At 61.9% G+C, this 26,247-nt stretch carries 22 protein-coding genes and 1 pseudogene; 19 read left to right on the forward strand and 4 right to left on the reverse strand.

The features are described 5' to 3' along the window. Window positions 1-73 precede the first annotated feature (73 nt). From EP165_RS09615 to EP165_RS09650, 8 genes are all read left to right on the forward strand, one after another. Window positions 74-847: an N-acyl amino acid synthase FeeM domain-containing protein gene (locus EP165_RS09615; RefSeq protein WP_164742995.1), complete on the forward strand. Its 774-nt coding sequence runs from the start codon at window positions 74-76 to the stop codon at window positions 845-847. Between the two features lie 94 nt (window positions 848-941). Beyond that, window positions 942-1,616 carry a Crp/Fnr family transcriptional regulator gene (locus EP165_RS09620; RefSeq protein ID WP_127521842.1) on the forward strand — a complete coding sequence of 225 codons (675 nt, stop codon included), beginning with the start codon at window positions 942-944 and terminating at the stop codon, window positions 1,614-1,616. 258 nt (window positions 1,617-1,874) lie between these two features. Then, entirely contained in the window at window positions 1,875-3,833 is a 1,959-nt protein-coding gene (locus tag EP165_RS09625; protein ID WP_127522594.1) for an AMP-dependent synthetase/ligase, read from the forward strand. Next, window positions 3,830-4,663, forward strand: coding sequence for an ABC transporter ATP-binding protein (locus tag EP165_RS09630; protein WP_127521844.1), 834 nt, complete (start codon window positions 3,830-3,832; stop codon window positions 4,661-4,663). Before EP165_RS09625 ends, EP165_RS09630 begins: the two co-directional genes overlap by 4 nt. Window positions 4,664-4,704: 41 nt before the next feature. Next, a complete protein-coding gene (locus tag EP165_RS09635; protein ID WP_127521846.1) occupies window positions 4,705-5,706 on the forward strand; it encodes a branched-chain amino acid ABC transporter permease in 1,002 nt (333 codons plus the stop codon). Between the two features lie 6 nt (window positions 5,707-5,712). After that, window positions 5,713-6,789, forward strand: coding sequence for a branched-chain amino acid ABC transporter permease (locus EP165_RS09640; protein ID WP_127521848.1), 1,077 nt, complete (start codon window positions 5,713-5,715; stop codon window positions 6,787-6,789). Between the two features lie 75 nt (window positions 6,790-6,864). Then, window positions 6,865-8,160: an ABC transporter substrate-binding protein gene (locus EP165_RS09645; RefSeq protein ID WP_127521850.1), complete on the forward strand. Its 1,296-nt coding sequence runs from the start codon at window positions 6,865-6,867 to the stop codon at window positions 8,158-8,160. A 68-nt stretch (window positions 8,161-8,228) separates the two neighbouring features. Continuing rightward, entirely contained in the window at window positions 8,229-9,062 is an 834-nt protein-coding gene (locus EP165_RS09650) for an ABC transporter ATP-binding protein (protein WP_127521852.1), read from the forward strand. On the opposite strand, the gene EP165_RS09655 is transcribed toward EP165_RS09650, so the two are convergent. Beyond that, a complete protein-coding gene (locus EP165_RS09655) occupies window positions 9,063-9,647 on the reverse strand; it encodes a Uma2 family endonuclease (protein WP_245440089.1) in 585 nt (194 codons plus the stop codon). Window positions 9,648-9,785: 138 nt separating this feature from the next. On the opposite strand from EP165_RS09655, the gene EP165_RS20795 reads away from it, so the two are divergent. The 7 genes from EP165_RS20795 (at window position 9,786) to EP165_RS09690 (ending at window position 18,828) form a co-directional block, all read left to right on the forward strand. Further along, the gene (locus EP165_RS20795) at window positions 9,786-12,155 is read left to right on the forward strand and encodes a VWA domain-containing protein (RefSeq protein WP_127521854.1); all 2,370 of its coding nucleotides are present in this window, start codon (window positions 9,786-9,788) and stop codon (window positions 12,153-12,155) included. A 123-nt stretch (window positions 12,156-12,278) separates the two neighbouring features. After that, the gene (locus EP165_RS09665) at window positions 12,279-12,506 is read left to right on the forward strand and encodes an aa3-type cytochrome c oxidase subunit IV (protein WP_127521856.1); all 228 of its coding nucleotides are present in this window, start codon (window positions 12,279-12,281) and stop codon (window positions 12,504-12,506) included. A 45-nt stretch (window positions 12,507-12,551) separates the two neighbouring features. Next, entirely contained in the window at window positions 12,552-13,817 is a 1,266-nt protein-coding gene (locus EP165_RS09670; RefSeq protein ID WP_127522598.1) for a Re/Si-specific NAD(P)(+) transhydrogenase subunit alpha, read from the forward strand. Further along, the gene (locus EP165_RS09675) at window positions 13,817-14,236 is read left to right on the forward strand and encodes an NAD(P) transhydrogenase subunit alpha part 2 (RefSeq protein ID WP_127521858.1); all 420 of its coding nucleotides are present in this window, start codon (window positions 13,817-13,819) and stop codon (window positions 14,234-14,236) included. Before EP165_RS09670 ends, EP165_RS09675 begins: the two co-directional genes overlap by 1 nt. A gap of 9 nt (window positions 14,237-14,245) precedes the next feature. Next, entirely contained in the window at window positions 14,246-15,643 is a 1,398-nt protein-coding gene (locus EP165_RS09680; protein WP_127521860.1) for an NAD(P)(+) transhydrogenase (Re/Si-specific) subunit beta, read from the forward strand. Between the two features lie 172 nt (window positions 15,644-15,815). Further along, entirely contained in the window at window positions 15,816-17,228 is a 1,413-nt protein-coding gene (locus tag EP165_RS09685; RefSeq protein WP_127521862.1) for a 1-acyl-sn-glycerol-3-phosphate acyltransferase, read from the forward strand. 79 nt (window positions 17,229-17,307) lie between these two features. After that, window positions 17,308-18,828, forward strand: coding sequence for a hypothetical protein (locus EP165_RS09690; RefSeq protein WP_127521864.1), 1,521 nt, complete (start codon window positions 17,308-17,310; stop codon window positions 18,826-18,828). Between the two features lie 16 nt (window positions 18,829-18,844). Here the strand turns inward: EP165_RS09690 and EP165_RS09695 are convergent, their stop codons facing one another. From EP165_RS09695 to EP165_RS09705, 3 genes are all read right to left on the reverse strand, one after another. Then, window positions 18,845-19,714 (reverse strand): tetratricopeptide repeat protein, encoded by an 870-nt coding sequence (locus tag EP165_RS09695; protein ID WP_127521866.1) that lies wholly within the window; start codon window positions 19,712-19,714, stop codon window positions 18,845-18,847. A gap of 135 nt (window positions 19,715-19,849) precedes the next feature. Continuing rightward, the gene (gene rpsU, locus EP165_RS09700) at window positions 19,850-20,080 is read right to left on the reverse strand and encodes a 30S ribosomal protein S21 (protein ID WP_022712514.1); all 231 of its coding nucleotides are present in this window, start codon (window positions 20,078-20,080) and stop codon (window positions 19,850-19,852) included. Between the two features lie 143 nt (window positions 20,081-20,223). After that, window positions 20,224-20,592, reverse strand: a complete 369-nt coding sequence (locus tag EP165_RS09705) for a YrdB family protein (protein WP_127521868.1) — start codon at window positions 20,590-20,592, stop codon at window positions 20,224-20,226. A gap of 179 nt (window positions 20,593-20,771) precedes the next feature. Here EP165_RS09705 and EP165_RS09710 point away from each other — a divergent pair, with 179 nt between their 5' ends. From EP165_RS09710 to EP165_RS09725, 4 genes and pseudogenes are all read left to right on the forward strand, one after another. Next, complete coding sequence (locus EP165_RS09710) at window positions 20,772-22,025, forward strand: sarcosine oxidase subunit beta family protein (RefSeq protein ID WP_127521870.1); 1,254 nt, start codon at window positions 20,772-20,774, stop codon at window positions 22,023-22,025. Window positions 22,026-22,220: 195 nt separating this feature from the next. After that, window positions 22,221-22,508, forward strand: a pseudogene (locus EP165_RS20680) (sarcosine oxidase subunit delta); the annotation flags it as partial. Window positions 22,509-22,666: 158 nt separating this feature from the next. Further along, window positions 22,667-25,654: a sarcosine oxidase subunit alpha gene (locus tag EP165_RS09720; RefSeq protein WP_127521873.1), complete on the forward strand. Its 2,988-nt coding sequence runs from the start codon at window positions 22,667-22,669 to the stop codon at window positions 25,652-25,654. Beyond that, on the forward strand, window positions 25,647-26,237 hold the full coding sequence (locus EP165_RS09725; RefSeq protein WP_127521875.1) for a sarcosine oxidase subunit gamma: 591 nt from the start codon (window positions 25,647-25,649) through the stop codon (window positions 26,235-26,237). Before EP165_RS09720 ends, EP165_RS09725 begins: the two co-directional genes overlap by 8 nt. The last annotated feature ends 10 nt before the right edge of the window (window positions 26,238-26,247 follow it).

The raw sequence follows: 26,247 nt of genomic DNA on the forward strand, positions 1-26,247 counted from the left end.
CGGTGATTTTTCGTTTCTTTGAATTGTTAATGTATAGTAACTTCTCTCGTGGCGGAATACGAGGGTTGGTTATATGCGTGTGAGTGAAAAGCCGTCGCATATCGCGACAGGTGAGAGTGAAAACAGCACTTCTGTCTCTCCATTTATCAATGGCGTCCTGAGCCTTCTGGAGCAAGTCGAGTACAGGCATCTCGACAGCGGCGAAGACTTCGAAGACGTTTGCCGGCTTCGCTACAAATCATATGTGCAGTCGGGAATGATGGCGCCCAATGCCGCGAAAGCGGTGCGCGACAAGTTCGACGAGCTGCCCAACAGCTATGTCTTCGGCATCTATTTCGATGGCCGACTGGTCAGCACGCTGCGCCTGCACCACGTGAACGAGCGATATCCGCTTTCGCCGAGCACCGATGTGTTCGGCGAAGAGTTGATGCCGCGCATCGCCAGTGGCGAAAGTTTCGTCGACCCAAGCCGTTTTGCGGCCGATATGGAATGGTCCGGCGCGCTGCGCACGCTGCCATACATTACCCTGCGGCTGGCCGTGCTGGCATGCAAGTACTTCAATCCGACGTACTGCCTCACGGCGGTCAAGGAAGACCATGCGTCGTTCTACCGGCGCATCTTCCGCAGCGAGGAAGCAGCGGAACCGCGCACCTATCCGGGATTGATCGTGCCGGTTCACCTCTATCAGTCGAAATGTTCCGACAACATGGAAAACACGATCGAGCGTTTCCCGTTCTTCCATTCCACACAGTCGGAGCGGCGGATGCTGTTTGCACGGCCTTCCGGCGGTGAACTGGCGCCGCTCACGATCCTGCCGACGGCCAAGTACTGGAAAGAGGCCGCCTGACGACAGTGGCGAGGCCCGGCCGGTCGCTTGCAACCCAACTGGCGCGCGTTCATAAGCGGAAAGTGCGGCACTGGGGCCGCAACCGCGAGGTTCGATGAGCGCAAAGGACGAGGTTGTTCGCTCGGCCGTCTGGGCCGCAGAACTGGCCGAAGACGAGTTGGAGCGTGCGTGCCGCGGGCTGATTGAGCGCAGTTTCGACAAGGGCGCTTATATTTGCCACCGGGGCGACCGCCTCGACTACTGGACCGGCGTTGTGTCCGGTCTGGTGAAGATCAGCACCATTTCGCAAACCGGCAAAGCCATGACATTTGCCGGTGTCGGCGCAGGCGGCTGGTTCGGTGAGGGCTCGCTGATCAAGGACGAGCCGCGTCAATACGATCTGGTGGCAATCCGAGATACCCGGCTGGCGATGATGCCGCGCTCGGTGTTCATGTGGCTTTTCGAAAACAGCACCGGCTTCAACCGGTTTCTGGTCTTCCAGCTCAACGAGCGCATGGGCCAGTTCATCGCGACCATCGAACAGGACCGAATCCTGGGCCCGAAAGAGCGGGTGGCGCGCAATCTCGGCTGGCTTTTCAACCGGGTCCTCTATCCGGGTACCCGCGGCGAGATCGAGATATCCCAGGAAGAGCTTGCGCTGCTTACCGCGCTGTCGCGCCCGCTGGTGAACAAAGCGCTGCGCGAACTTGAAGCCGAGGGACTGCTCAAGGTCGACCGCGGCCGCATCAGCGTATTCGACCGCAACAGGTTGGCGCGCTACGGCGCCTGACAGGCCCGCACAGACACCACATCAAATCAGGGAAGTGCGCCGCCTTGCCGGAAGCTGAGCGCGGCTGACCGCGCGAACAAACAGAGACGCCCATTGAACAGACAGTTTGGCGTCCTGTCTGTCAAGGGGCGAGTTGAATAACGTCTCGATTCATGGAAATTTGATTGCCAACAAAAAAAGCTCCGCTTGACGGAGCGAAAAAACATTAGCGGGGAGTGGGCCCGCCGGGAGGAATGCGCTTTGGCCGAACACGAGCCGATGCTGGATACATTTCCGAAATATCTGCTGCTCAACGCGGAGCGTTTCGCTGGCCTGCCTGCCATGCGCCACAAAGATTTCGGCATCTGGCAGACCTGGACCTGGAAGGAGCAGCTGGAGCAGGTTCGCGCGTTTTCGATAGGTCTTCAGACACATGGCGTGGCGCATGGCGAGCGTGTTGCCGTTGTGGGTGCAAACCGGCCGCGGCTTTATTGGGCCATTGCCGCGCTGCAGGCACTGGGTGCCGTTCCGGTTCCTGTCTATGCGGATGCAGTGGCCGAGGAGCTTGCATATGTTCTGGACCATGCAGGTGTCCGGCTCGCGGTCGTGCAGGACCAGGAACAGGTCGACAAGATTCTCTCGTTTTCGGAGAAAATACCCAATCTCGGCCTGATCATTTACGACGAGCAGCGCGGGCTCGGCGACTACGATCATTCGCGGCTGGTTTCGTTTGCCGACGTCCAGGAAGCAGGCCACAATGCGATTGCGGGCGCGCCGGATGTATCCGCCAGGTGGGAAGAAACGATACGCTCTGCCAGCGGCGACGACGTGTCGATCATGCTTTACACCTCAGGCACGACCGGCCGGTCGAAAGGCGTGGTGATCACCGCCGCTGCTGCTGTAAATGCGGCTTACGACACTGCTGCCTTCGACAAGCTGAACGAACATGACAGCGTGCTTGCCTATCTGCCGCTTGCCTGGGTGGGCGACCATTATCTGAACTACGCGCAGGGTTACGTTTCCGGCTTCTGCGTGAATTGCCCCGAAGGTCCCGAGACGGTCTCGCAGGACCTGAAGGAGATCGGGCCGACCTTCTATTTTGCGCCGCCCCGGGTGTTCGAGGGGCTGCTCACCATGGTCACGATCCGGATGGAGGATGCGGGCCGGCTGAAGAAGTGGATTTTCGACAAATTCATCGGCGTCGCGCGCAAACATGGCGAGGCGATCCTTGAAGGGCGTCCCGTACCGCTGTCGGGCCGTGTTGCATATGCGCTTGGGCGCATTTTCGTCTACGGGCCGCTGAAGAACGTGCTTGGCCTTTCGAAGGTGCGGACCGCCTACACGGCCGGCGAGGCGATCGGCGAGGATCTGTTTTCTTTCTTCCGGTCGCTGGGCATCAATCTCAAGCAGCTCTACGGACAGACAGAGGCATTCCTGTATGTGACCTGCCAGGAAGACGGTGCTGTGCGGGCCGATGCCGTGGGACCGGCCGCACCCAATGTCGATGTGCGGATTTCAAGCGACGGCGAGGTGCAGTTCAAGTCGCCGGGCATGTTCACGGGCTACTATCTCGACGATGCCAAAACCGCCGAAACGCTGACTGAGGACGGCTACGTAAAGACGGGCGATGCCGGTTTCTTCGACCAGGACGGGCAACTCCGCATCATCGACCGCGCGAAGGACGTCGGGCGGCTGAAGTCGGGCGCGCTTTTCTCGCCAAAATACATCGAAAACGCGCTGAAATTCTTCCCCAACATCAAGGAAGCGGTGGCGTTCGGGGATCAGCGCGATTTCTGTGCCGTTTTCATCAACATTGACCTGACCGCTGTCGGCAACTGGGCCGAACGCAACAACATTTCATACGCCTCGTACCAGGAGCTGGCGGGGCATCCGCGCGTTTACGAGATGATCGCAAGCCATGTCGACGACACAAACCGGAAGCTCTCCAAAGAGCCGATGATGGCCGGTGCGCAGATCAAGCGCTTCCTGGTTCTGCATAAGGAACTCGATGCCGACGACGGCGAGCTGACGCGAACCCAGAAAGTGCGCCGCGGCTTTATCAGCGATCGTTACGGCGAGCTGATCGAAGCTCTCTACGACGGCTCTTCCGAGAAATTTGTCGAGACCGAAGTCACATACGAAGACGGGCGCAAGGGCAGCATCCGCGCGACCGTGAAGATTGCCGATGCAAAACTCTATGACGTGCCGGCCGAACCCATGAAGGAGGCTGCGGAATGAACGCGCGGCCTGATTCCAGCGAATTCACGGGCGCCCGCGATGACGGGATAGCCAAAGGCGATACGCTGCTTGAGGTGAACAACGTCTCGCTGTCCTTCGGCGGCGTGAAGGCTATCACCGACATTTCTTTCGACATCAAGAAGGGCGAAATCCGCGCCATTATCGGACCCAACGGCGCCGGCAAGACGTCGATGCTGAACGTCATCAACGGCTTCTACACGCCGCAGCAGGGCACGATCACCTATCGAGGCGTGCCGCGGCGCGCCATGCGAACGACCGACGCCGCGCGGCAGGGGATAGCGCGCACCTTCCAGAACATTGCGCTGTTCAAGGGCATGTCGACGCTCGACAACATCATGACTGGCCGCATCACGCTGCAGAAACGAAATTTGCTCTGGCAGGGTCTATGGGCCGGTCCGGCCGAGCGCGAGGAGATCGAGCACCGGCGCACCGTCGAGGCGATCATCGATTTCCTGGAGATCGAGCACATCCGCAAAACACCGGTGGGGCGGCTGCCCTACGGCCTGCAGAAGCGCGTTGAACTCGGCCGCGCGCTGGCTGCCGAGCCTTCGCTGCTTTTGCTGGACGAACCGATGGCCGGCATGAACCTCGAAGAAAAAGAGGACATGAGCCGCTTCATCCTCGACGTGAACAACCAGTTCGGCACCACCATCGCGCTGATCGAGCACGATATGGGCGTCGTCATGGATATTTCCGACCGTATTGTCGTGCTCGATTACGGGCGCAAGATCGGCGACGGCGAGCCGGATGACATCGCCAAGAATCAGGACGTGATCGACGCCTATCTGGGCGTGCCGCACGAAGGCTGACGACAATGAGATTTGCACATTCGCAGAAGCGAGCCGCATAGATGAACGTCGAATTCCTCTTCTTTCTCGAGACTGTGCTGAACGGGCTTATGGCCGGCGTGATGTATGCGCTTGTCGCGCTCGGCTTTGCACTGATCTTCAAGGCATCGGGAATTTTCAACTTCGCGCAGGGCGTCATGGCGCTGTTCGCTGCCCTTACGCTGGTGGGGCTGCAGACCGGGCAGGTACCGTTTGCGCATCTCATCAATGCGATATTCGGTACGGAAGTGCATCACTTCGGCTGGGAACTCCCGGCGATCGTCGCGATAGCGGGCACGCTCGTGGTGATGGTGGCCTTCGCCTATCTGTTCGAGGGGCTGGTACTCAAGCACCTCGTCAATCAGGAACCGATCATTCTGTTCATGGCGACCATCGGCCTCGCCTACTTCCTTGAAGGTTTCGGCGATCTGATGTGGGGCGCAGACATCAAGCCCATGGATGTCGGCATTCCCTCCGGCGGCTCGTTCTGGTGGGAAGACGTGACACGCGAATGGGCGCCCGAGGGGTCGGACTATTTCGGCATGTATGTCGACAAGCTCGACGTGGTGGCGGCCATCGTCGCGGTGGTGCTGGTCTCCGGGCTGGTCGCGTTCTCGCAATACACAAAGTTCGGGCGCGCGCTGCGCGCGGTCGCGGACGATCATCAGGCCGCGCTGTCGGTCGGCATTTCGCTGCGCACGATCTGGGTCGTCGTCTGGTCGATCGCGGGGTTCGTGGCGCTGGTCGCAGGTATCATGTGGGGTGCGAAGTCGGGCGTGCAGTTCTCGCTGTCGCTGATCGCGCTCAAGGCGCTGCCCGTGCTTATTCTTGGCGGCTTCACCTCCATTCCGGGTGCAATCGTCGGCGGGCTGATCATCGGGGTCGGCGAGAAGCTGGCCGAACTCTATATCGGCCCGCTCGTCGGCGGCGCGATCGAGAACTGGTTCGCCTATGTGGTGGCGCTCGTGTTCCTGCTGTTCCGCCCGCAGGGGCTGTTCGGCGAACGCATTATCGAGAGGATTTAGACCCGCATGCTGTACCGCGAAGCAGGCGACTTCAAAACAAGCTACGCCGCCGATCTTCAGACCTTCCCGATCAAATCGGAACGGATCCTGTTCTGGTCCTTTACGGCTGTGGCGTTCCTGGTCGTGCCGTTTTTCATCAACGACTACTGGGAAAAGTCGATCCTGGTGCCGTTCCTGGTCTGGTCGATGGTGGCGCTCGGCCTCAACATCCTCACCGGCTATTGCGGGCAGGTGTCGCTCGGCACCGGCGGTTTCATGGCTGTGGGCGCTTTCGCCTGCTACAAATTCATGACCGCATTTCCGGATCTGAACATCATGATCTGCATCCTGCTGTCGGGGCTCGTTACGGCCGGGGTCGGCGTTCTGTTCGGCCTGCCGTCGCTCCGGATCAAGGGATTTTATCTGGCGGTGGCCACGCTTGCGGCGCAGTTTTTCCTCGTGTGGATGTTCAACAAGTTCGCCTGGTTCTACAATTATTCGGCGTCGGGCCAGATCAGCGCGCCGGAGCGCTCGATTTTCGGCATCGCAGTAACAGGCCCGAACTCGGCACCCTGGGCGACTTATCTCACCTGTCTGACGATCGTATTCGTGTTCGCCTGGGTGGCGCGCAATCTGACGCGCGGCAGGGTCGGCCGCAGCTGGATGGCCATGCGCGACATGGATATCGCGGCCGAGATCATGGGTGTGTCGCCCTTCAACGCCAAGCTGTCCGCCTTTGCGGTGAGTTCGTTTTATATCGGTATCGCCGGTGCACTGTTTTTCTCGGTTTATCTGGGTGCCGCCGAGGTGACGGAAGCCTTCGGCATCGACAAGTCGTTTACCGCGCTCTTCATGGTGATCATAGGCGGGCTGGGTTCGATCCTGGGGTCGTTCCTCGGCGCTGCCTTCATCATCCTGTTTCCGGTGCTGCTGAAAAACCTGATGGTCGGCTATCTCGGCTGGCCCACGGACCTTGCGGCACATTTCCAGATCATGATCGTCGGAGGACTGATCATCTTCTTTCTCATCGTCGAGCCGCATGGGCTGGCACAGTTGTGGCGGCTGGCGAAGGAGAAGCTCCGGCTTTGGCCCTTCCCGTATTAGCGGGTAAGCTGAAGCCAACCGGCGGAAGCCGGCGAAGAAAGACGACGAAGCATCTCATATGGGAGGAACTTCAAAATGAGATTCAAGCTACTTGTCGCATCTGCGGCGGCCGCGATGGTCATGGGCACAGCTCCGGCTCTGGCGGATCTGGTGTTCCCGTCGCTGTCCTACCGCACCGGGCCATACGCCCCCAACGGCATTCCGTTCGCCGATGGCTATGCCGACTATTTCACGCTCATCAACGAACGCGATGGCGGTATCGAAGGGCAGAAGATCACCCTGGTCGAGTGCGAAACGGGCTACAACACCGAAAAGGGCGTTGAATGCTACGAATCCACCAAGGGCCAGGGCGCGCTGCTTTATCAGCCGCTTTCCACCGGCATTACCTACCAGCTCATCCCCAAGGCCACGGCTGACGGCATTCCCGTTCACTCCATGGGCTACGGCCGCACCTCGGCCGCCAACGGCAAGGTGTTCCCCTGGGTGTTCAACTATCCGGGCACGTACTGGGATGCCGCTTCGATCATCGTGAAGCACATCAGCGATCAGGAAGGCGGCGATCTCAACGGCAAGAAGATCGCGCTCGTCTATCACAATTCCGCTTACGGCAAGGAGCCGATCCGGACGCTGGAAGAGCTGGCGAAAAAGCACGGTTATGAGCTGTCGCTCTACCCGGTCGATCATCCGGGTCAGGAGCAGAAGGCCACCTGGCTGCAGATCCGCAAGGAGCGCCCCGACTATGTGACGATGTGGGGCTGGGGCGTCATGAACCAGGTCGCCATCCAGGAAGCCGCCAACATCCGCTTCCCGATGGATCACTTCATCGGCGTGTGGTGGTCGGCGTCCGAGAACGACGTTCTGCCGGCCGGCGACGGCGCCAATGGCTACAAGGCAATCGCCTTCCATGGCGTCGGTGCCGACTTCCCGCTGTTCGATGACCTGAAGAAGCATGTCATCGACGCGGGCAAGGCCGCCGGTGACGGCAGCCACCTTGGCGAAGTGCTGTACAACCGTGGTGTCTACGCCGCCATGCTGGCTGTCGAAGCCGCACGCACGGCGATGAAGCTACACAACACGACCGACATCACGCCCGCCATGATGCGTGACGGCATGGAAGCGCTGGTGCTCGACAATGCGCGGATGGCCGAGATCGGCCTTCCCGATTTCGGGCCGGAAATCAACGTGACCTGCTCCAACCACGGCGGACCGGGCCTCGGTGCCATCTCGCAGTGGGACGCAAACTCCAAGACCTGGTCGCTCGTCACCGACTTCATGGGTGCCGACCGCGAAGTCGTGGACGCGCTGATCATGGAAGACTCCGAGGCATATGCCGCGGAGAACAACATCGAACCTGTCGCCTGCGGCAGCTGATGTGACCGGAACACGGCTCCGGGCTTTGGCCCGGAGCCGGCATTCTCAAGCAGCGGAGAAATACCCAGATGGCCGACGCCGCGATTGCCACCGAAACTGCCGAGCCTCTGCTTGAGGTCAACAATATCGAAGTCATCTACAATCACGTCATACTGGTTCTGAAGGGCGTGTCGCTTTCGGTTCCGCGCGGCGGCATCGTTGCGCTACTGGGCGCCAATGGCGCCGGCAAGACAACGACACTGAAGGCGATCTCGAACCTTCTTCACGCCGAGCGCGGCGAGGTGACCAAAGGCAACATCCAGTTTGAGGGCGACCGCGTGGAATCCCTCTCACCGAACGAGCTCGTGCGCCGCGGCTGCATCCAGGTGATGGAAGGCCGCCATTGTTTCGGGCACCTGACGGTCGAGGAAAACCTGCTCACCGGTGCATTCACGCGCCGCGAAGGCGGGGCCGCGATCAAGGACGACCTCGAGCTTGTCTATTCCTATTTCCCGCGGCTTAAAGAGCGCCGCAACAGCCAGGCCGGCTATACGTCGGGCGGCGAACAGCAGATGACGGCGATCGGCCGTGCACTTATGTCGAAGCCAAAAATGATCCTTCTCGACGAACCTTCCATGGGCCTCGCACCGCAGCTGGTGGAGGAAATCTTCGAGATCGTGAAGCAGCTCAATGAGGAGCAAGGCGTCTCGATCCTGCTGGCGGAACAGAACACCAATATCGCGCTGCGCTACGCACAGCATGGCTACATTCTGGAATCGGGGCGTGTGGTGCTCGACGGCGAGGGCAAGGCACTTCGCGAGAACGAGGACGTGAAGGAATTCTACCTCGGCGTCGGCGGCGAGGGCCGCCGCTCGTTCCGCAATGTGAAGCATTACAAGCGCCGCAAGCGCTGGCTTTCGTAGTCAGACCGTCGGTTTGGCGGTTTCGAACTTTACGTCCCTGTAGAGCTCGGACAAGGGCAGATCCGCCTCTATTTCGGGCAGGCGGATAATTGCGTCGAGACCTTCCAGTTCTTCCGTTGCCCAGCTCTCCCCCTTGCGCCGCCAGATGGTAACCTGCGGCGCTTCGGAATCGACAAGCAGGATGACGCGTATCGCTTCATGCTGCTGGTACTCGGCCAGTTTTTGAAACCTGTCGAAGCGCATCGTCGATGGCGAGAGCACTTCAATCACGACGCGCGGCTCGTCGGCGGCCATGTCGCGCGGGTTCGGACTTCCGCATTCGATTGTGATGTCCGGGCGGCGCGTCCCGCGCACGGTCAGCACAGACGTGTCGGACGTCTTGGGGCGGCAAGGTTTGCCGCGAAGCTGCTGAAACAGGTTGCCAATTGTATTGACCGTAATCCGGTCGTGCTGGTCGCTTGCGCCAGTCATCGCCTTCACGGTCATCACCGGCACGCCGTCCACAAGCTCGTAATTGCGGTCCTGCTTTGCCTGCCAGTCGAAAAACTGCTCAAGCGTCATCTTCTTTTGCAGTGCCTCGGCCATTTTCATCTCTGCGTAGGGTCTGCGGCAAAGTAGCAGAGACTGCACGCGGGTAGAAGCGATGCGTCGATCCAGCCCATAACTTGACGTAACGGAGCCGTCCCGCCCTAATGCGGCGCGGACAGCCATGGGATGCGTTTCATGTTTTCATTTCTCCACCGACTGACAATTGCCGGCGCGGCGTGCCTGTCGCTGACGGCCACAAACGCGCCGGCTGCGGAACGCGCCATGATCGTGCTCGATGCGTCGGGCTCCATGTGGGGTCAGATCGAGGGAGAAGCGAAAATCGGTATCGCGCGGCGTGTATTGGCCGATGTGCTTGGCACGCTGCCCGGCGATCTGGAGCTCGGCCTGATGGCCTACGGGCACCGTCAGAAAGGCCAATGTTCGGACATCGAAACGCTGGTCGCGCCGTCGCAGGGAACGACCGGCGCGATTTCAGATGCTGCGAACGGGCTGTCGCCGCTCGGCAAGACGCCGCTCACGGCATCGGTGCGCCGCGCGGCCGACGAGCTCAAGTTTGAAGAAGACAAGGCGACCGTGGTGCTGATCACCGACGGTGTCGAGACCTGCGAGGCCGACCCGTGCGCGCTTGGGCGCGAACTCGAGAAGCTCGGTGTCGACTTCACCGCGCATGTTGTGGGGTTCGGTCTCTCGGCGGATGAAGGACGCCAGGTCGCCTGTCTCGCCGAAGAAACGGGCGGGCTGTACCTTCCGGCCGACAATGCGGATGCGCTGACTGAGGCATTGACCACGCCGTTTACCGAAATCGCCGAGGCGGCTGCGCCCGAACCCGAGCCTGAGCCGGTCGAGCGGCCGGAAGCCGTGCTCGATGCGCCGGACACCGTCGAAATCGGTCGTACCTTTACTATTGGCTGGCAAGGTCCGGGCGAGAGGCGTGACGTGATCGAAATGCATGACCCGGAGGCTCGACAAGGCGAGGGCCTGCGGGTCGGCGCGAAGCGGGTCGTCAATGGCGACCTCGATGCGCGCACGGTCGATCTTATCGCACCGGTGCGGCCCGGTAGTTATGAGTTGCGGTATATGTGGCAGGGCGACCGCAAGGCAGCGTTGACTACCCGCGCGATCGAGGTGATCGAGGCCCCTGTGTCGCTCGATGCACCTGCCAACGTCGCGATAGGCAGAACCTTTACCGTCGATTGGGTTGGGCCCGGGGCGCGGCGCGACACGATCCGCATTTTCGATGCCACGGCGCGCCAGGGCGATGGCAAGGTGTTGCGTGAGAAGCGGCTGGTGAACGACGACTTCGACAACCGGAAACTCTCGCTTCAGGCGCCGGCCGAACCCGGCTTCTACGAGCTGCAATATTACAGCGGCGACGGGCGCGAGGTGCTGGCAGCCCGTCAGATCGAAGTGCTTGAGGCGCCGGTGTCGCTGGACGCGCCGGACGAGGTCGCCATGGGTCGCTCGTTCGAAATCGGCTGGCAGGGGCCCGGTGCGCGGCGCGATGCCGTCGAGTTGTTCGACGAGACCGCCGATGCCGGCCGCGGCAAGGTCGTTTCGTCGGTCCGCATCGTGAACGGCGATATGGATGCGCAGACCGTTCGTCTGAATGCGCCGACCCAACCCGGCGATTATCTGCTGCGGTATTACAACGGCGACAATCGTGCGGTGCTGGCCACGCGGCCAGTTACCGTTGTCGAGCTGCCGGTATCCCTTGAAGCACCGGACGAGGTTGGCATCGGCACTTCGTTCGACGTCAGTTGGGAGGGACCAGGCGCGCGGCGCGATGCGATCGAACTCTACGATCCGGAAGCGGATGCCGGGCGCGGCAAGGTGCTCTATTCCAAACGCATCGTGAATGGCGACATGGATGCACAGACCGTGGCGCTGATTGCACCGACTGAAACAGGCGAATACCAGCTCCGCTATTTCAATGGCGACAGCCGGGCGGTGCTCGCAACCCGGCCAGTGACGGTCGTTGGCGTTGATGTTTCGCTTGAGGCACCGGACACGACCAAAATCGGCTTCACGGTGAAGGTGAAGTGGCAGGGTCCGGGCGCGCGGCGCGACCAGATCGAGTTGTTCGATCCTGAAGCCCAGGGCGGCCGCGGCAAGGTCCTGTTCTCCACGCGGATCGTCAACGGCGACATGGATACGCAAGAAGTCGACCTGCTGGTTCCTGCCCTGCCAGGCGATTATCTGATCCGCTATTTCAATGGCGATAGCCGCGACGTGCTGGCAACGCGGCCGATCGCGGTGGAGGCTGTGCCGGTTTCGCTCGATGCTCCGTCGACGGTCCCGGGCGGCGAATATTTCGATGCGAGCTGGGTTGGTCCCGGCGCTTACCGGGATCAGGTTGAGATCTTCGACCCAGCCGCGAATGGCGGACGCGGGAAGGTGCTGGCCTCGTCGCGGCTGGTCAATGGCAGCTATGACGAAAAGCGCGTGCGCATCAAAGCACCGACGGAAGCCGGAGATTTCCTGCTGCGCTACTTCAATGCGGACAGCAGGGTCGTGCTTTTTGAAACCGGGATCGGTGTCGAATGACGCGCAGCCGGCCGCCGGCGGGCCAAAACCGGCTCGCCGCGACACTGTCTGCGGCGATGTGCCATTGCTCACGCCGTTGCTTTTCGCTATCAGCGCGGCAGGACAACACCCTGGGGGTAGATGATGGCTGACAATACGCCTACCGGCCCGGTCGAGACCGGTGCAGCAATGGATTATGCGGAACACGAAAAGACGTTCTCTCTTTTCGTCGGGATGACGAAATACGGCACGCTGGCCTGCGTTGCCCTGATGGTTGCGATGGCTTTCGGGTTTTTCACCAGCGCCGGCTTTTTCTCCGCGCTCGTTCTGTTCATTCTGATCAACGCGGTTGGCGCCTACCTCCTGCGCTAGGCGCTACCAATTCCTTGACAGCAGCCAACCATGAAAGGCTCTGACGTGGGCCAAACGATTTTCGTTCCGCGCGAAAGCGATACGACGGAGCCGCGGGTCGCGGCCTCTCCCGAGACCGTCAAGCGATATGCCGGATTTGGGTTCGACGTTGTTGTCGAGGCCGGGGCAGGCGCCGCATCGCGGATAACCGACGACGAATTCGTCCAGGCAGGTGCGAAGATCGGCAAGGCTGCCGACGCCGGCAAGGCCGATATCGTGCTCAAGGTGCGGCGGCCAAACGCGGCGGAGCTGAAGACTTACAAAAAAGGCGCGGCGGTTTTCGCCACCATGGACCCCTACGGCAATGAGGGCGAAGTCGCGGCGATGGGCAAAGCCGGCATCTCGGCATTCGCCATGGAGTTCATGCCGCGCATCACGCGGGCTCAGTCGATGGACGTGCTGTCATCGCAGGCGAACCTCGCAGGCTATCAGGCGGTGATTGACGCGGCCGAGACTTATGACCGGGCGATGCCGATGATGATGACCGCCGCCGGCACCGTGCCGGCTGCGAAGGTGTTTGTCATGGGTGCTGGTGTCGCCGGCCTGCAGGCGATCGCCACCGCGCGCCGCCTGGGCGCTGTGGTTACCGCCACCGATGTGCGCGCGGCTGCCGGCGAGCAGGTCGCTTCGCTCGGCGCCAAGTTCATCATGACCGATGCGCTCAAAGACGCATCGGGCGAAGGCGGTTATGCCCGCGAGCTTACCGAAGCGGAGAAGAAGGCGCAGGCGGAGCTGGTCGCGAGCCACATCGCCAAGCAGGATATCGTCATTACGACCGCGCTGATCCCAGGCCGGCCGGCGCCGAAGCTCGTGTCAGCCGACATGGTGAAGTCGATGCGGCCAGGCTCGGTTATCGTCGACCTCGCAGTAGAGCGCGGCGGCAATGTCGAAGGTGCCAAGGCTGGCGAAACCGTCACCACGGCAAACGGCGTCAAGATCATCGGCCATCTCAATGTGGCGGGCCGCGTCGCCGCTTCCGCGTCGCTGCTCTACGCCAAGAACCTCTATGCTTTCCTTGAGACCATGGTCGACAAGGAGAAGAAGAGCTTCGCCATCGATCCGGAAGAAGAACTGGCGAAAGCGACGCTGCTGACCCACGGCGGCCAGGTTGTTCACGCCAACTTCAAAGCCGCTGCGAAACCAGCGGCGAAGCCCGCAGCGCGGAAGGCGGCGCCGAAGCCTGCTGCGGCGAAGACAGATAAAGATGCCGGAGCCAAGCCCGTACGCAAGGCGCCGGCGCGCAAGCCGGCAGCGAAGGGAGGAAAAAGCTGATGGAAAAATCCGCCCTCGAACAGGCGCTTGACCAGCTTGACGCTGCGGTGGGCGCGGCCCGCGAGGCGCTGGCCGGTTCTGAGCCGATCGCCGACGCCGCGGGTGCTGCGGCACATGCCGCCAGCGGCGGTGCGGTCGATCCTTTCATCTTCCGCTTCGCGATCTTCGTGCTGGCGATCTTCGTTGGCTATTACGTCGTCTGGTCGGTGACGCCGGCGCTGCACACGCCGCTGATGTCGGTCACGAATGCGATCTCTTCGGTCATCGTTGTTGGCGCGCTTTTGGCGGTTGGTATCTCCGCGTCCGGCTTGGCGACCGGCTTCGGCTTCATTGCCCTGGTGCTGGCCTCGGTGAATATTTTCGGCGGGTTTCTCGTCACTCAACGCATGCTCGCCATGTACAAGAAAAAAGATAAGTGAGGCTGACCGGTGTCGCAGAATCTCGCAGCCTTTCTTTATCTCGTTTCCGGTGTCCTCTTTATTCTGGCGCTGAGGGGGCTTTCGCACCCGACGACCAGCCGGCAGGGCAATCTCTACGGCATGATCGGCATGGCGATTGCGATCGTCACGACACTTGTGCTTGCGCGCCCGACATTCGGCGGGCTGGTGATGATCGTTGCCGGCCTGACCATCGGCGGCGGCGTCGGCGCGGTGATCGCGCGGCGCATCGCCATGACGGCCATGCCGCAGCTTGTCGCCGCGTTCCACAGCCTCGTCGGTCTTGCCGCGGTGATGGTTGCGGCCGCGGCGATGTATGCGCCCGAAAGCTTCGGCATCGGCACTGTCGATGACATCCATACGCAGGCGCTGATCGAGATGAGCCTGGGTGTCGCCATTGGCGCGATCACCTTCACCGGCTCGATCATCGCCTTCCTCAAACTCAACGGCAACATGTCGGGCAAGCCGATTATCCTGCCCGCGCGCCATCTGGTGAATGCCGGGCTTGCGATCGCACTTGTCGTCCTGGTTGTGCTGCTGGTGACCACTGAAAGCACGACGATCTTCTGGCTGATCGTGGCGGCTTCGCTGCTGCTTGGCGTTTTGATCATCATCCCGATCGGCGGCGCCGACATGCCGGTCGTCGTGTCGATGCTCAATTCCTATTCCGGCTGGGCGGCAGCCGGTATCGGCTTCACGCTCGGAAATCTGGCGCTGATCGTGACCGGCGCGCTGGTCGGTTCGTCAGGTGCGATCCTGTCCTACATCATGTGCAAGGGCATGAACCGCTCCTTCATCTCGGTGATCCTGGGCGGATTTGGCGGCGAGACCGCGGCTGCCGGGGATGACGGCATCGAGCGGACTGTCAAGCAGGGTTCGGCGGACGACGCGGCATATCTGATGGCGAATGCGCAGAAGGTGATCATCGTGCCGGGTTACGGCATGGCTGTGGCCCAGGCGCAGCACGCGCTGCGCGAGATGGCCGACAAGCTCAAGGCAGCGGGCGTCGAGGTCAAATACGCGATCCACCCGGTCGCGGGCCGTATGCCGGGCCACATGAACGTGCTTCTGGCCGAAGCCAACGTACCCTACGACGAGGTGTTCGAACTCGAAGACATCAACTCGGAGTTTGCTCAGGCCGATGTCGCTTACGTGATCGGCGCAAACGACGTGACCAACCCGTCGGCGCGCGACGACAAGTCCTCGCCGATCTACGGCATGCCGATCCTCGACGTGGACAAGGCGCGCACCTGTCTGTTCGTCAAGCGCTCACTCGGCTCCGGCTATGCCGGCATCGACAACACGCTGTTCTACAAGGACGGCACGATGATGCTTCTGGGCGATGCCAAGAAGATGACCGAAGAGATCGTCAAGGCGATGGATCACTAAGCCAACCCGCATCGCTTCCGAAAAGCCCGGCCTCGCGCCGGGCTTTTTCGTTTCGACAGGCCGGACTTGCCAGCAGCGCGATATTACGAAACCCTCTGCGTTGTCGGTGCGCCGAGTTGCGCCGGAGAGGGGGAACGATGCCGCCGAAATCGAGCCGCAGGCCGGCTGCAGGATGACCGGTGCCGTCACGCTGCCAGTATGGATCGTGGCGCTGCTCGTGCTTTTTGCCGCGATCGGCATTGTCGACCGGGTGTTCGCGCCCTCGGTTCGCTGGTTTTTTCGCCGGCGGGTCAACCAGGCGATCGATGAGCTCAACCAGCGGCTCGATATGCGCATACGGCCATTCCGCCTCACACGGCGGCAAACGCTGGTGGACCGGCTGGTGCACGATCCTGCAGTCATGCAGGCGGTGGAGACCGAGGCAACCGAAAGCGGCACACCGCGCGCCGTCGTCATGCAGCGTGCGGAGCGCTACGCGCGGGAAATCGTACCCTCGCTTTCGCTCACGACCTATTTCGGTTTCGGCATCCGTGCCGCGCGCTGGCTTTCGGAGTTCGTCTACCGTGTACGGCTTGGTTATGTGGACGATGAGGCGCTGAAGGAGATCGACCCCGAAGCCTCGGTTGTGTTTGTGATGAACCATCGTTCCAACATGGACTATGTGCTCGTCACCTATCTCGCTTCAAGCCGGGCTTCGCTTTCCTACGCGGTGGGCGAGTGGGCGCGGGTGTGGCTGCTGCAAAGCCTGATCCGCTCGATGGGCGCCTATTTCATCCGGCGCGATTCCGGCGATGCACTCTACCGCAAGGTGCTCGGCCGCTACGTCGCTATGTCCACGCAGGAAGGCGTGACCCAGGCGGTGTTTCCAGAAGGCGGGCTGACCCATGACGGACTGATGCGCGAGCCGCGCCTGGGCCTTTTGAGCTACATGGTTGCCGGGTTCGACCCGCGCAAATCGCGAGATATCGTGTTTGTGCCGGTCGGGCTCAATTATGACCGGGTGATCGAGGATCGCATTCTCACCGCGAGGGCCGAGCGGGACGCGACCGGCCGAGACTATCGCGTGCGTGCATCCACGCTGCTGAGCTTCATCGGCAACCTCATCAAGCTGCGTATTCAGGGTCGGCTTTACCGCTTCGGTTATGCTTGCGTGAGCTTCGGCAAGCCGATTTCGCTGTCGGCCTGGCGCAAGAAGTCCAAGGTCGATTTCACCACGCAAGACCGCGAGCGTCTTTTCGGCGGTGTGCAGCGGCTTGCAGAAGACCTTGTCGAGTCGATCGGGGCAATCGTTCCCGCCTTGCCCGTTGCTCTGGCGTCTCATGTCTTCTTGCGCGAGAAGGACAGATGGATCGGCGAGTTGGAGCTGAAATCGGAGATATTCGCGTTGATCGAGACGCTGGAGGCAAAGGGTGCACATGTGCACATACCTCGCGCCGACCGCGACTATGCCGTGAGCACGGGGCTCAGAATGCTGACATTGCGCCATATGGTCGACGTCAATGAAGACGGCCTTTACCGCGCCAATTCCGGCGAGAAACTGCTGCTCGGCTACTACGCCAATTCCATCGCGCACCTTGCCGGCTAGGCTTACGCGATCGCCCAATTGCCGTTGGGGAAGCTTAGGCTAGGCTGTCGGCTGTTCTCGAGCCGGGAGGAGATAGCTCGTGAAGGACGCAAAACCTGCCGTGAAGCGCCGCACACCCGCGCGCAAAACCACCGCGCGTGCCGGAAGGGCCTCCAGTGACAAAGGCGACCAGGACCGGCAAGGCGTCGAGCAGGCGGTTGTCATCATCCATGGCATGGGCGAGCAGCGGCCGATGGAAATGCTGCGGAGTTTTGTCCGCGCCGTGTGGAGCACGGATCTGGAACTCACGGACCCATGGGGCGGAAAACGCACCACCGATCCCGATACCGGCCACCAGATCAACAGGAGCTGGATCGTTCCGGACCGGCGTACCGGCTCGCACGAATTGAGGCGCATCACCACGCCCCGCTCGAAAAAGGGCGCAGTGCACAAGGGGCTGCGTACGGATTTCTACGAACTCTACTGGGCCGACCTGATCCGCGAAACGCCGGCGAAGCGGCTGCTGAACTGGATACGGGGGCGGCTGTTCACGCGCTGGTCGGAAGTGCCAAAGGATGCCGTCGGCCTCTACATTCTCGCCTGGGTTGCGCTGCTGTTCGGCGTTGCGCCGGCGATCATTACCTGGGCAGTGGATATTTTCGCCGTCGAGGTAGCGTGGCTGCCCAAATGGGCGCTGACAGTGTGGGCTGGCATCGTTTCTCTTGCGATGTCGAAATTCCTCATCCCCTATCTCGGCGATGTGGCGGACTATGTGCAGGCAACGCCCGATACCGTAAGCCGCCGGGCCGCGGTTCGCCAGCGCGGTTTCGAACTGCTCAAGAAGCTGAACAACGAATCCGGCTATGACCGGATCATTCTGGTAGGCCACAGTCTGGGGTCGGTCATCGGTTATGATCTGCTTCAGATGCTGTGGGCGGATTATGGCCCGAACCACCGCAATCCGCGCAAGGACCCCGCGATCGGCGACGCGCTCGACGCCGTCGGAAAATACGCTCTGCCGCTGGGCGAGGGTGGCACTGCGGGAACGCCGATAGAAAGCGCTGAAGATCGTGCTGCGTACCGCAAACTGCAATGGAACCTCTACAAACTGCTCCGCAGGCCATCCAAGGATGAGCCCAAAGTGCTTCCGTGGAAGTTCAGCGACTTCGTTTCGCTTGGCAGCCCTCTGACGCATGCGGAATTCCTGATCGCGCGCAGCGAGAAGGCCCTCGGACGTGCCGTGGAAGAGCGCCTGTTCGCCATGTGTCCGCCGATCTCCGACAAGGAGGAGCGGGCGACGATCGTCTACAAGACCGACAATGTACGCCACGCGCACCACGCATCCGTCTTTGCGGCCACGCGCTGGACCAACATCTACGATCTGGGCAATACGTGGAGCACAGGCGACCCGTTCTCGGGCAAAGCCGGAGGGAATTTCGGTCCCGGCGTCAAAGACATACGGGTGAAGCTGGAATCGAAGTTCGCCGGGTTCCGCAGCCGGCTGTTCACCCATACATTCTACTGGACCGATCTGGACAACAGCAAAGATGCGCCCCCGCATATCGTTGCCCTGCGGGAAGCCCTCGATCTGCAGCGTTCGCTGGAAACCCGATCAAAGTAACCCGGACGCCCGGGGATCAACCGGCCTTCTTCGTGCGTGCCAGGCCGTTCTTGGCGAAGGTATAGTTGGGGTCGTATTTCAGAGCCTCGGCATAAGAGCGCGAGGCGCGGTTGAGTTCGCCGCGCTTCTCAAGCAACGCAGCCTGCATCGCCCAGCCTTCCGGATCAGTTTTATCGAGCTTGATCGCGGTGTTGAAATCGGCGGCGGCGTTTTCGTCGTCCCCGATCGCCATGTAGGAAACGCCGCGGCCGTTGTATCCCGACGGCGACTGCGGCGCGAGCGAGATAGCCGTCGCGAAATCCTCGATGGCAAAATTATGCTGGCCGCCTGCCTGATACAGCAGTCCGCGCCGGTAATAGGCGCGCGGGTCTGTCGTATCGAGCTCGATCGCCCGCTGAAAATCGGCAAACGCTTCCTGGCGGCGGTTGGCAAGACGGTAGACTTCGCCGCGGCCGATCAGCGCGACATCATAGCTCGGATTCAACTGCAGGGCGCGGTTGTAGTCCTGCAGCGCCTGACCGTTTTCGTTGATGTCGGCATAGACATGCGCGCGGTTGGCGTAGGCCTGGAACAGGCGCGGGTTCAGGGCGATCGCCTGATCGAAATCCTTGATCGCGTCTTCGAACTGGCCGGCCCTTGCATGCGCGGAGCCACGGACATTGTAGGCATTGGCGTCGCGCGGGTTGCGGGCGATCACGGCCGACAATGACGCGATATTCTGCTCCGAACCCTGCTCTGCCTCAATGCGACTCATGTCGATCGCCGGTCCGGTGGACTGGCAGCCAGTCAGAGCCAATGCGCCAAGAAGCACGAGCGCGGCAGTCCGCCTTCTGGCGAGGATAGGACGCAACCAGGGCGTGCCCGGTCCGATTGCCAAATTCGCCATGTCGTTGGAGCCCCTCGTCATTCCGGCCAGTTTCAGCCTTTTTGCATGTCTGCCGCAGGCAATTAAAAAGGCGGCGACGGTTGGTACCGTCCCGCCTCTTCTCATAACCGCCGAAAAGGACGAAATATAGGCGCTTTAGCGCGCCGCTACCCGTCCGCCGCCGACCAGCCCTTCGCGCTGGGCGCGCTTGCGCGCCAGCTTGCGGGCGCGGCGCACGGCTTCCGCCTTTTCGCGGGCGCGCTTTTCAGAGGGCTTTTCGTAGTGGCCGCGCATCTTCATTTCGCGGAAGATGCCTTCGCGCTGCATCTTTTTCTTAAGCGCACGAAGCGCCTGGTCAACATTGTTGTCCCGAACGAGTACCTGCACCGTGTTTTCCTGTTCAAGGGCAAGAGCCACGCCTTGCCATAGCCAAACGCTTCCGCCACGTCACCGCTGCGAATTGTGGCGGCTCATAGCAGACCGGTTGAGCGTTGTCGAGCAGGAAAGCACAGCGCCCGGAATTCCGGCGCTTACCGCCCGATCAGCCAGACGATGCGCTCCACGGAAACGGCGTAGTGCAGGGCGGTCAAAGCCGCAAGGGCGATACCCGCTCCGGAATGGCCCGAGAGCACCAGAGCGAGCGCGGCGCCGAACAACACGATAAGCTCAAGCGCCAGCCGGACGAGCCCCGGCACCGGCACCGGCGCGGCGCCTGAACGGCTGGGATCGCCCGGTACAGCGAAGGTGACCCACAGCGCCATCGCGATCGACGGAAGTGCGATCGCGGCGACCCAGTTCCAGGGTGCGGACATAAGCCTCCAGCCGGCGATGGCGAAAGCCGCAACGGCTGCAAGCTCCAGCGCAAAACGCAACCCCAGGTTCCACCACGCATAGGCCATCGGCCGCTCCTCTCATAATCCAGCAAACGGGGCTGCCGGCCGGCCGGCAAGACCACTCACGTCGCAAACTGCCAAATGCCGTCGCAATCAGTGCAAGGCTGGCGACTGCACTTGGCTAGTGGTAGGCAAGTTTGCCGGTGCTTTTCAATGCCGTGCAGGACGGAGAGCCGGGGTTCGCCATGCGTCGTTTTTCAGCTTTTGCCATCGCCCGCGAAGCGCTGCGCGGCCATAAGGGCTGGGGCGAGCAATGGGCCTCGCCGGAGCCGCGCGAGGAATACGACGTCGTCATCGTCGGCGCGGGCGGCCACGGACTTGGCGCGGCCTATTATCTTGCTGCGGAGCACGGCATCACCAATGTCGCGGTGATTGAAAAAGGCTGGCTCGGTGGCGGCAACACAGGCCGCAACACCACGATCATCCGCTCCAACTATCTCTATGACGAGAGTGCGGGCATCTACAATCACGCTCTGAATTTGTGGGACGGTCTCAGCCAGGAGCTCAACTACAACGTCATGTATTCGGCGCGCGGCGTTATGATGCTGGCGCACAATGAGCACGACAGGCAGTCGTTCCAGCGCCATGTGCACGCCAACCGGCTGAATGGCGTCGACAATGAGTGGCTGACGCCGGAGCAGGCAAAGTCGTTCTGTCCGCCGCTCAACATCTCGCGCGAGGCGCGCTACCCGGTCGTGGGCGCGGCGCTACAGCGCCGCGGCGGTGTCGCCCGGCATGACGCTGTCGCCTGGGGGTATGCACGTGGTGCTTCTGCCCGCGGTGTCCACATCATCCAGAATTGTGAAGTGACCGGCATTCGGCGCGCGCGGCAGGGCCATGTCACCGGTGTTGAAACATCGCGCGGGTTCATCGGCGCCAGGAAGGTCGGTGTCGTCGCGGCCGGACACTCCTCCGTGCTCATGCAGATGGCAGGCGTGAAGGTGCCGCTTGAAAGCTATCCGCTGCAGGCGCTGGTGTCGGAGCCGGTGAAGCCGGTGTTTCCATGTGTTGTCATGTCGAACACGGTGCATGCCTATATTTCCCAGTCGGACAAGGGCGAGCTCGTCATCGGTGCCGGCACCGACCAGTACAACTCCTATTCGCAGACCGGCGGCGTGCACATTCTCACGCATACGCTGGAAGCGATCTGCGAGATGTTCCCGATCTTCACGCGCATGAAAATGCTGCGTTCCTGGGGCGGCATTGTCGACGTGACGCCCGACCGTTCGCCGATCCTGGCCAAGACCCCGGTGCCGGGGCTTTACGTCAATTGCGGCTGGGGCACGGGCGGCTTCAAGGCGACGCCGGGTTCCGCGCATGTGTTCGCGCACACCATCGCGCGCGATGAACCGCACCCGATCAACGCGCCGTTCACGCTGGAGCGTTTCCGCACCGGGCGGCTGATCGACGAGGCAGCCGCTGCTGCCGTGGCGCATTGATTTTGGCAAGATGATAACTCACCCCCACTCTGCCTCGCTACACTCGGCACCTCTCCCCCTCAAAGGGCGAGAGGAAAGCCGGGCTGAAGCGCTGGTGCATTTCCTCTCCCCTTGCGTTCGGGGGAGAGGTGGTTTGCGAAGCAAACCGGAGTGGGGGTCGAGGAACCCTGTGGGCGACGTTGCTATGGGAAAGAAATGCTTCTGATCAGATGTCCCTATTGCGAAGAAGATCGGCCGGAGCTCGAGTTTCGCCATGCGGGCCAGGCACATATCGCGCGGCCGGCCAACATGGCCGAAATCTCGGATGAGGAATTCGAAGAGTATTTCTTCATCAGACAGAACCCGAAGGGCCTCTATTTCGAGCGCTGGCGGCATATCCATGGTTGCGCGCGCTTCTTCAACGCGGCGCGTGACACCGTCTCCGACAAGTTCGTGAAGACCTATAAGGCCGGCGAGAAGAAGCCGTCGGTCGCCAAGCCGAAGGCGCCCCCGGCCAAGCGCGCGGCTGCTCAGCCAGCCTCCGCCAAGGCGGCGCCGAAGAAAGCTGCGCCGACGAAAGCCGCGGCCAAGCCAGCCCGAAAGGCGCCGGCTAAACGGGCCTCAACGGGCGGCACCAAAACACGGCGTGGAGCCAACAAGCCATGACCGCTCACCGTCTTCCAAAGGCCGGGCGACTGACACCGGCGCGCGAAGTGCGCTTTTCCTTCGACGGCAAGGCGATGACCGGGCTTGACGGCGACACGCTTGCTTCCGCACTGCTCGCCAACGACGTGCACCTCGTCGGGCGCTCGTTCAAATATCACCGCCCGCGCGGCATTCTCTCGGCTGGCTCGGAGGAACCGAACGCACTGGTGGGCATTCGCCGCGATGCTGCGCGGCAGACACCCAATGTGCGTGCCACCGTGCAGGAGATATATGACGGGCTGGAAGCTGTGTCGCAGAACCGCTGGCCGTCGCTTTCTTTCGACACCGGTGCGGTCAACGACCTTGCGGCTCCGTTCTTTTCCGCCGGCTTCTACTACAAGACCTTCATGTGGCCGAAACTGGCCTGGAAGCGGCTCTATGAGCCGAACATCAGGGCAGCGGCCGGCCTGGGCGCTGCGCCCGACGAACCCGATCCGGACCTCTATGCATCCCGCTATGCGCATTGCGATGTGCTGATTGCAGGTGGCGGCGCTGCCGGCATCGCGGCAGCTGTCGGTGCGGCCGAGGCTGGTGCCTCGGTCATTCTTGCCGACGAGCAATCGGAGATCGGCGGCGCTTTGCGCTTCGAGGCGGGTGCTTCAATCGACGGGCAGGACGGCTGGTCCTGGGCGCGGGCTCAGATGGCGAAGCTCTCGGCAATGCCCAATGTGAGAGTGCTCACCCGTTGCACGGTGTTTGGCTACCATGCCCAGAACATGGTTGTACTGGCCGAACGGCTGACCGACCACCTGGCCAACCCCGCGCCAGAAATGTCGCGCGAGCGGCTTTGGCAGGTGCGGGCGAAGCATGTGATCCTCGCCACCGGTGCAATCGAACGGCATATGGTGTTTCCAGGCAATGACCGGCCGGGCGTCATGCTGGCGAGTGCCGCGCGCAGCTATCTCAACCATTTCGGTGTTGCCGTAGGCAAACGCGTCGGCATCTACACGGCGAACGATTCCGCCTATTATGCCGCGCTCGACCTGAAGCGTGCGGGGCAGAAAGTTCAGGCAGTCGTCGATCTGCGTGAGGATCCGAAAAGTGCGATTGTCGAAGAGGCGCGGGCCGCCGGCATTGAGGTTCTGACCGGGCATGGCGTTGTTGCGACCAATGGTCGGCTGCGCGTTTCCGGTATGATCGCGCGGCCCAGGGATGGCGGGCGCGAGCGCAGCTTTTCCGTCGATGCGCTTTTGACTTCTGCCGGATGGACGCCGTCGGTGCATCTCTTCTCGCAATCGCGCGGCAAGCTTGCATTCGATGCCGGGCGGCAGATTTTCCTTCCAGGCGAGAACGCTCAGGAGTGCGCTTCGATTGGTGCCTGTAGCGGCATGGAAGACCTCGCGGCGGTGCTCGATGCCGGCTACGCGGCAGGCGAACAGGCTGCGCGAAAGGTCGGAGGCTCCGCCTCGTCCACAATGAGGAAAGTCCAGAGTGAAAGCTGGTCGGGCGGCATGGTCGGAGCCGGGCCGGGTGCCGGCGCGGACGACACGTCGCGCGCCTTCGTCGACTTCCAGAACGACGTCACCGCCAAGGATATTCGTCAGGCGGTGCGTGAGGGTATGCGCTCAATCGAGCACGTAAAACGCTTCACCACCAATGGCATGGCAACCGACCAGGGCAAGACATCAAACCTGCACGGCCTGGCAATCGCTGCCGAGGCGTTGGACAAGCCCATTCCCGAGGTCGGGCTCACCACATTCAGGCAGCCCTTCACACCGGTGACATTCGGCGCGCTGGTCGGGCACAATCGCGGCGCACTGTTCGATGTGACGCGGCGCACGCCTATGCATCAGTGGGCAGAGAACCATGGCGCGGTGTTCGAGGATGTCGGCAACTGGAAACGCGCCTGGTATTTCCCGCGCGCCGGGGAAGACAAGCACGCAGCCGTTGCGCGCGAGTGCCGCACGGTACGCGCGGCGGCGGGTGTCTTCGACGCCTCGACGCTAGGCAAGATCGAGGTCGTCGGGCCGGACGCAGCGGCCTTCCTGGAGCTGATGTACACCAATCCCTGGCAGAAGCTCGGTGTCGGCCGGTGCCGCTACGGGCTGATGCTGCGCGAAGACGGCTTCATCTACGATGACGGCGTTATTGGTCGCATAGCTGACGGCCGCTTTCATGTAACGACAACTACAGGCGGCGCGCCGCGCGTGCTGCAGCACATGGAAGACTATCTGCAGACCGAATTTCCGCATCTGAATGTCTGGCTCACCTCCGCTTCCGAACAATGGGCGGTAATTGCGGTGCAGGGGCCGAAGGCGCGCGAGATCATCGCGCCATTGGTGGAAGGCTGCGACATTTCCGATGAGGCGATGCCGCACATGTCGGTGCGCGAATGCCGGGTCGGCGGTGCGCCGGCACGTCTGTTCCGTATGTCGTTCACCGGCGAACGCGGCTTCGAGATCAATGTGCCGGCCGATTATGGACCCGCCGTGATGGAGATGGTCTGGGCGCAGGCCCAGAATCATGGCGCCTGCATGTATGGCACCGAAACGATGCACGTGCTGCGTGCCGAGAAGGGCTACATCATCGTCGGACAGGAGACCGACGGCACGGTGACGCCGAACGATTGCGGGCTCGACTGGGCGATCGGCAAGAAGAAGGCCGATTTCGTCGGCATCAGGGGCCTGAAGCGGCCCGACCTCGTTGGCGGCGGACGCAAGCAGCTGGTGGGCCTTTTGACCAAAAACCAGAAGCACTCGCTGGACGAAGGCGCGCAGATCGTCGCCGACCCGCAACAGCCGAAGCCGATGACCATGCTCGGCCATGTCACGTCTGCCTACTGGTCGCCGACACTCGGCCGAAGCTTTGCATTGGCGCTGATTGCCGATGGACGAGCACGATTGGGCGAAACACTTTTCGTGCCGATGCCGGGCGGCAAGGCCATCGAGGTCGATGTAACGGGCACGGTGTTCTACGACGAAAGCGGGGAGAAGCTGCATGGCTAAGCGCGCAAAGGCCGCGATGCCCGCTGCATCGGCATTCCCGGTGCCGCGCCGCGATGGCGTGCTCATCGGTCGTATGACAGCCTCGCCGGCTGTGACGGTGACGCCCGGCGGGCAGGCATCGCGCCTTTCGCTGCGCGCACCGGAGAAGTCCCGCGCTGTGCTGTCGCGTGCATTGGGCCTCAAACTGCCCGAAACACCCAGGGCGACCGTTCAAGCCGGTTCACGCACTGCAATCTGGCTCGGGCCCGATGAATGGCTGGTGCTCGACGATCCCGACGTCGATCTGATGGCCGGTATGGCTACGGTGAAGGCTTTGCATTCGGCAGTCGATATTTCACATCGCAACCAGGCGATCATGGTGGCGGGACCCAGTGTCGAGGCTACGCTCAATGCCGGCTGCCCGCTCGATCTTTCGGAAACCGCGTTCCCGGTCGGTAACGCGACCCGCACGGTGCTCGGCAAGGCCGAGATCGTGCTTTGGCGGACGGACGCAAAGACGTTCCGCGTCGAATGCTGGCGCTCTTTCGCGGATTACTGCTTCACGCTCTTGGCTTCGGGTGCGCGCGACGCCGCCATGGGATGACCCGATTTTG

This window comes from Mesorhizobium sp. Z1-4 (assembly GCF_004000235.1).
In the GTDB taxonomy this organism is placed as follows: Bacteria; Pseudomonadota; Alphaproteobacteria; order Rhizobiales; family Rhizobiaceae; genus RCIO01.

Coding starts and splice junctions, on each gene's coding strand:
- EP165_RS09665 (WP_127521856.1), top strand. CDS start 12,279: ATGGCTGACAATACGCCTACCGGCCCGGTCGAGACCGGTGCAGCAATG.
- EP165_RS09630 (WP_127521844.1), top strand. CDS start 3,830: ATGAACGCGCGGCCTGATTCCAGCGAATTCACGGGCGCCCGCGATGAC.
- EP165_RS09720 (WP_127521873.1), top strand. CDS start 22,667: ATGACCGCTCACCGTCTTCCAAAGGCCGGGCGACTGACACCGGCGCGC.
- EP165_RS20795 (WP_127521854.1), top strand. CDS start 9,786: ATGTTTTCATTTCTCCACCGACTGACAATTGCCGGCGCGGCGTGCCTG.
- EP165_RS09675 (WP_127521858.1), top strand. CDS start 13,817: ATGGAAAAATCCGCCCTCGAACAGGCGCTTGACCAGCTTGACGCTGCG.
- EP165_RS09710 (WP_127521870.1), top strand. CDS start 20,772: ATGCGTCGTTTTTCAGCTTTTGCCATCGCCCGCGAAGCGCTGCGCGGC.
- EP165_RS09725 (WP_127521875.1), top strand. CDS start 25,647: ATGGCTAAGCGCGCAAAGGCCGCGATGCCCGCTGCATCGGCATTCCCG.
- EP165_RS09620 (WP_127521842.1), top strand. CDS start 942: ATGAGCGCAAAGGACGAGGTTGTTCGCTCGGCCGTCTGGGCCGCAGAA.
- EP165_RS09655 (WP_245440089.1), bottom strand. CDS start 9,647: ATGGCCGAGGCACTGCAAAAGAAGATGACGCTTGAGCAGTTTTTCGAC.
- EP165_RS09625 (WP_127522594.1), top strand. CDS start 1,875: ATGCTGGATACATTTCCGAAATATCTGCTGCTCAACGCGGAGCGTTTC.
- EP165_RS09615 (WP_164742995.1), top strand. CDS start 74: ATGCGTGTGAGTGAAAAGCCGTCGCATATCGCGACAGGTGAGAGTGAA.
- EP165_RS09640 (WP_127521848.1), top strand. CDS start 5,713: ATGCTGTACCGCGAAGCAGGCGACTTCAAAACAAGCTACGCCGCCGAT.
- EP165_RS09650 (WP_127521852.1), top strand. CDS start 8,229: ATGGCCGACGCCGCGATTGCCACCGAAACTGCCGAGCCTCTGCTTGAG.
- EP165_RS09695 (WP_127521866.1), bottom strand. CDS start 19,714: ATGGCGAATTTGGCAATCGGACCGGGCACGCCCTGGTTGCGTCCTATC.
- EP165_RS09645 (WP_127521850.1), top strand. CDS start 6,865: ATGAGATTCAAGCTACTTGTCGCATCTGCGGCGGCCGCGATGGTCATG.
- EP165_RS09705 (WP_127521868.1), bottom strand. CDS start 20,592: ATGGCCTATGCGTGGTGGAACCTGGGGTTGCGTTTTGCGCTGGAGCTT.
- EP165_RS09635 (WP_127521846.1), top strand. CDS start 4,705: ATGAACGTCGAATTCCTCTTCTTTCTCGAGACTGTGCTGAACGGGCTT.
- EP165_RS09685 (WP_127521862.1), top strand. CDS start 15,816: ATGACCGGTGCCGTCACGCTGCCAGTATGGATCGTGGCGCTGCTCGTG.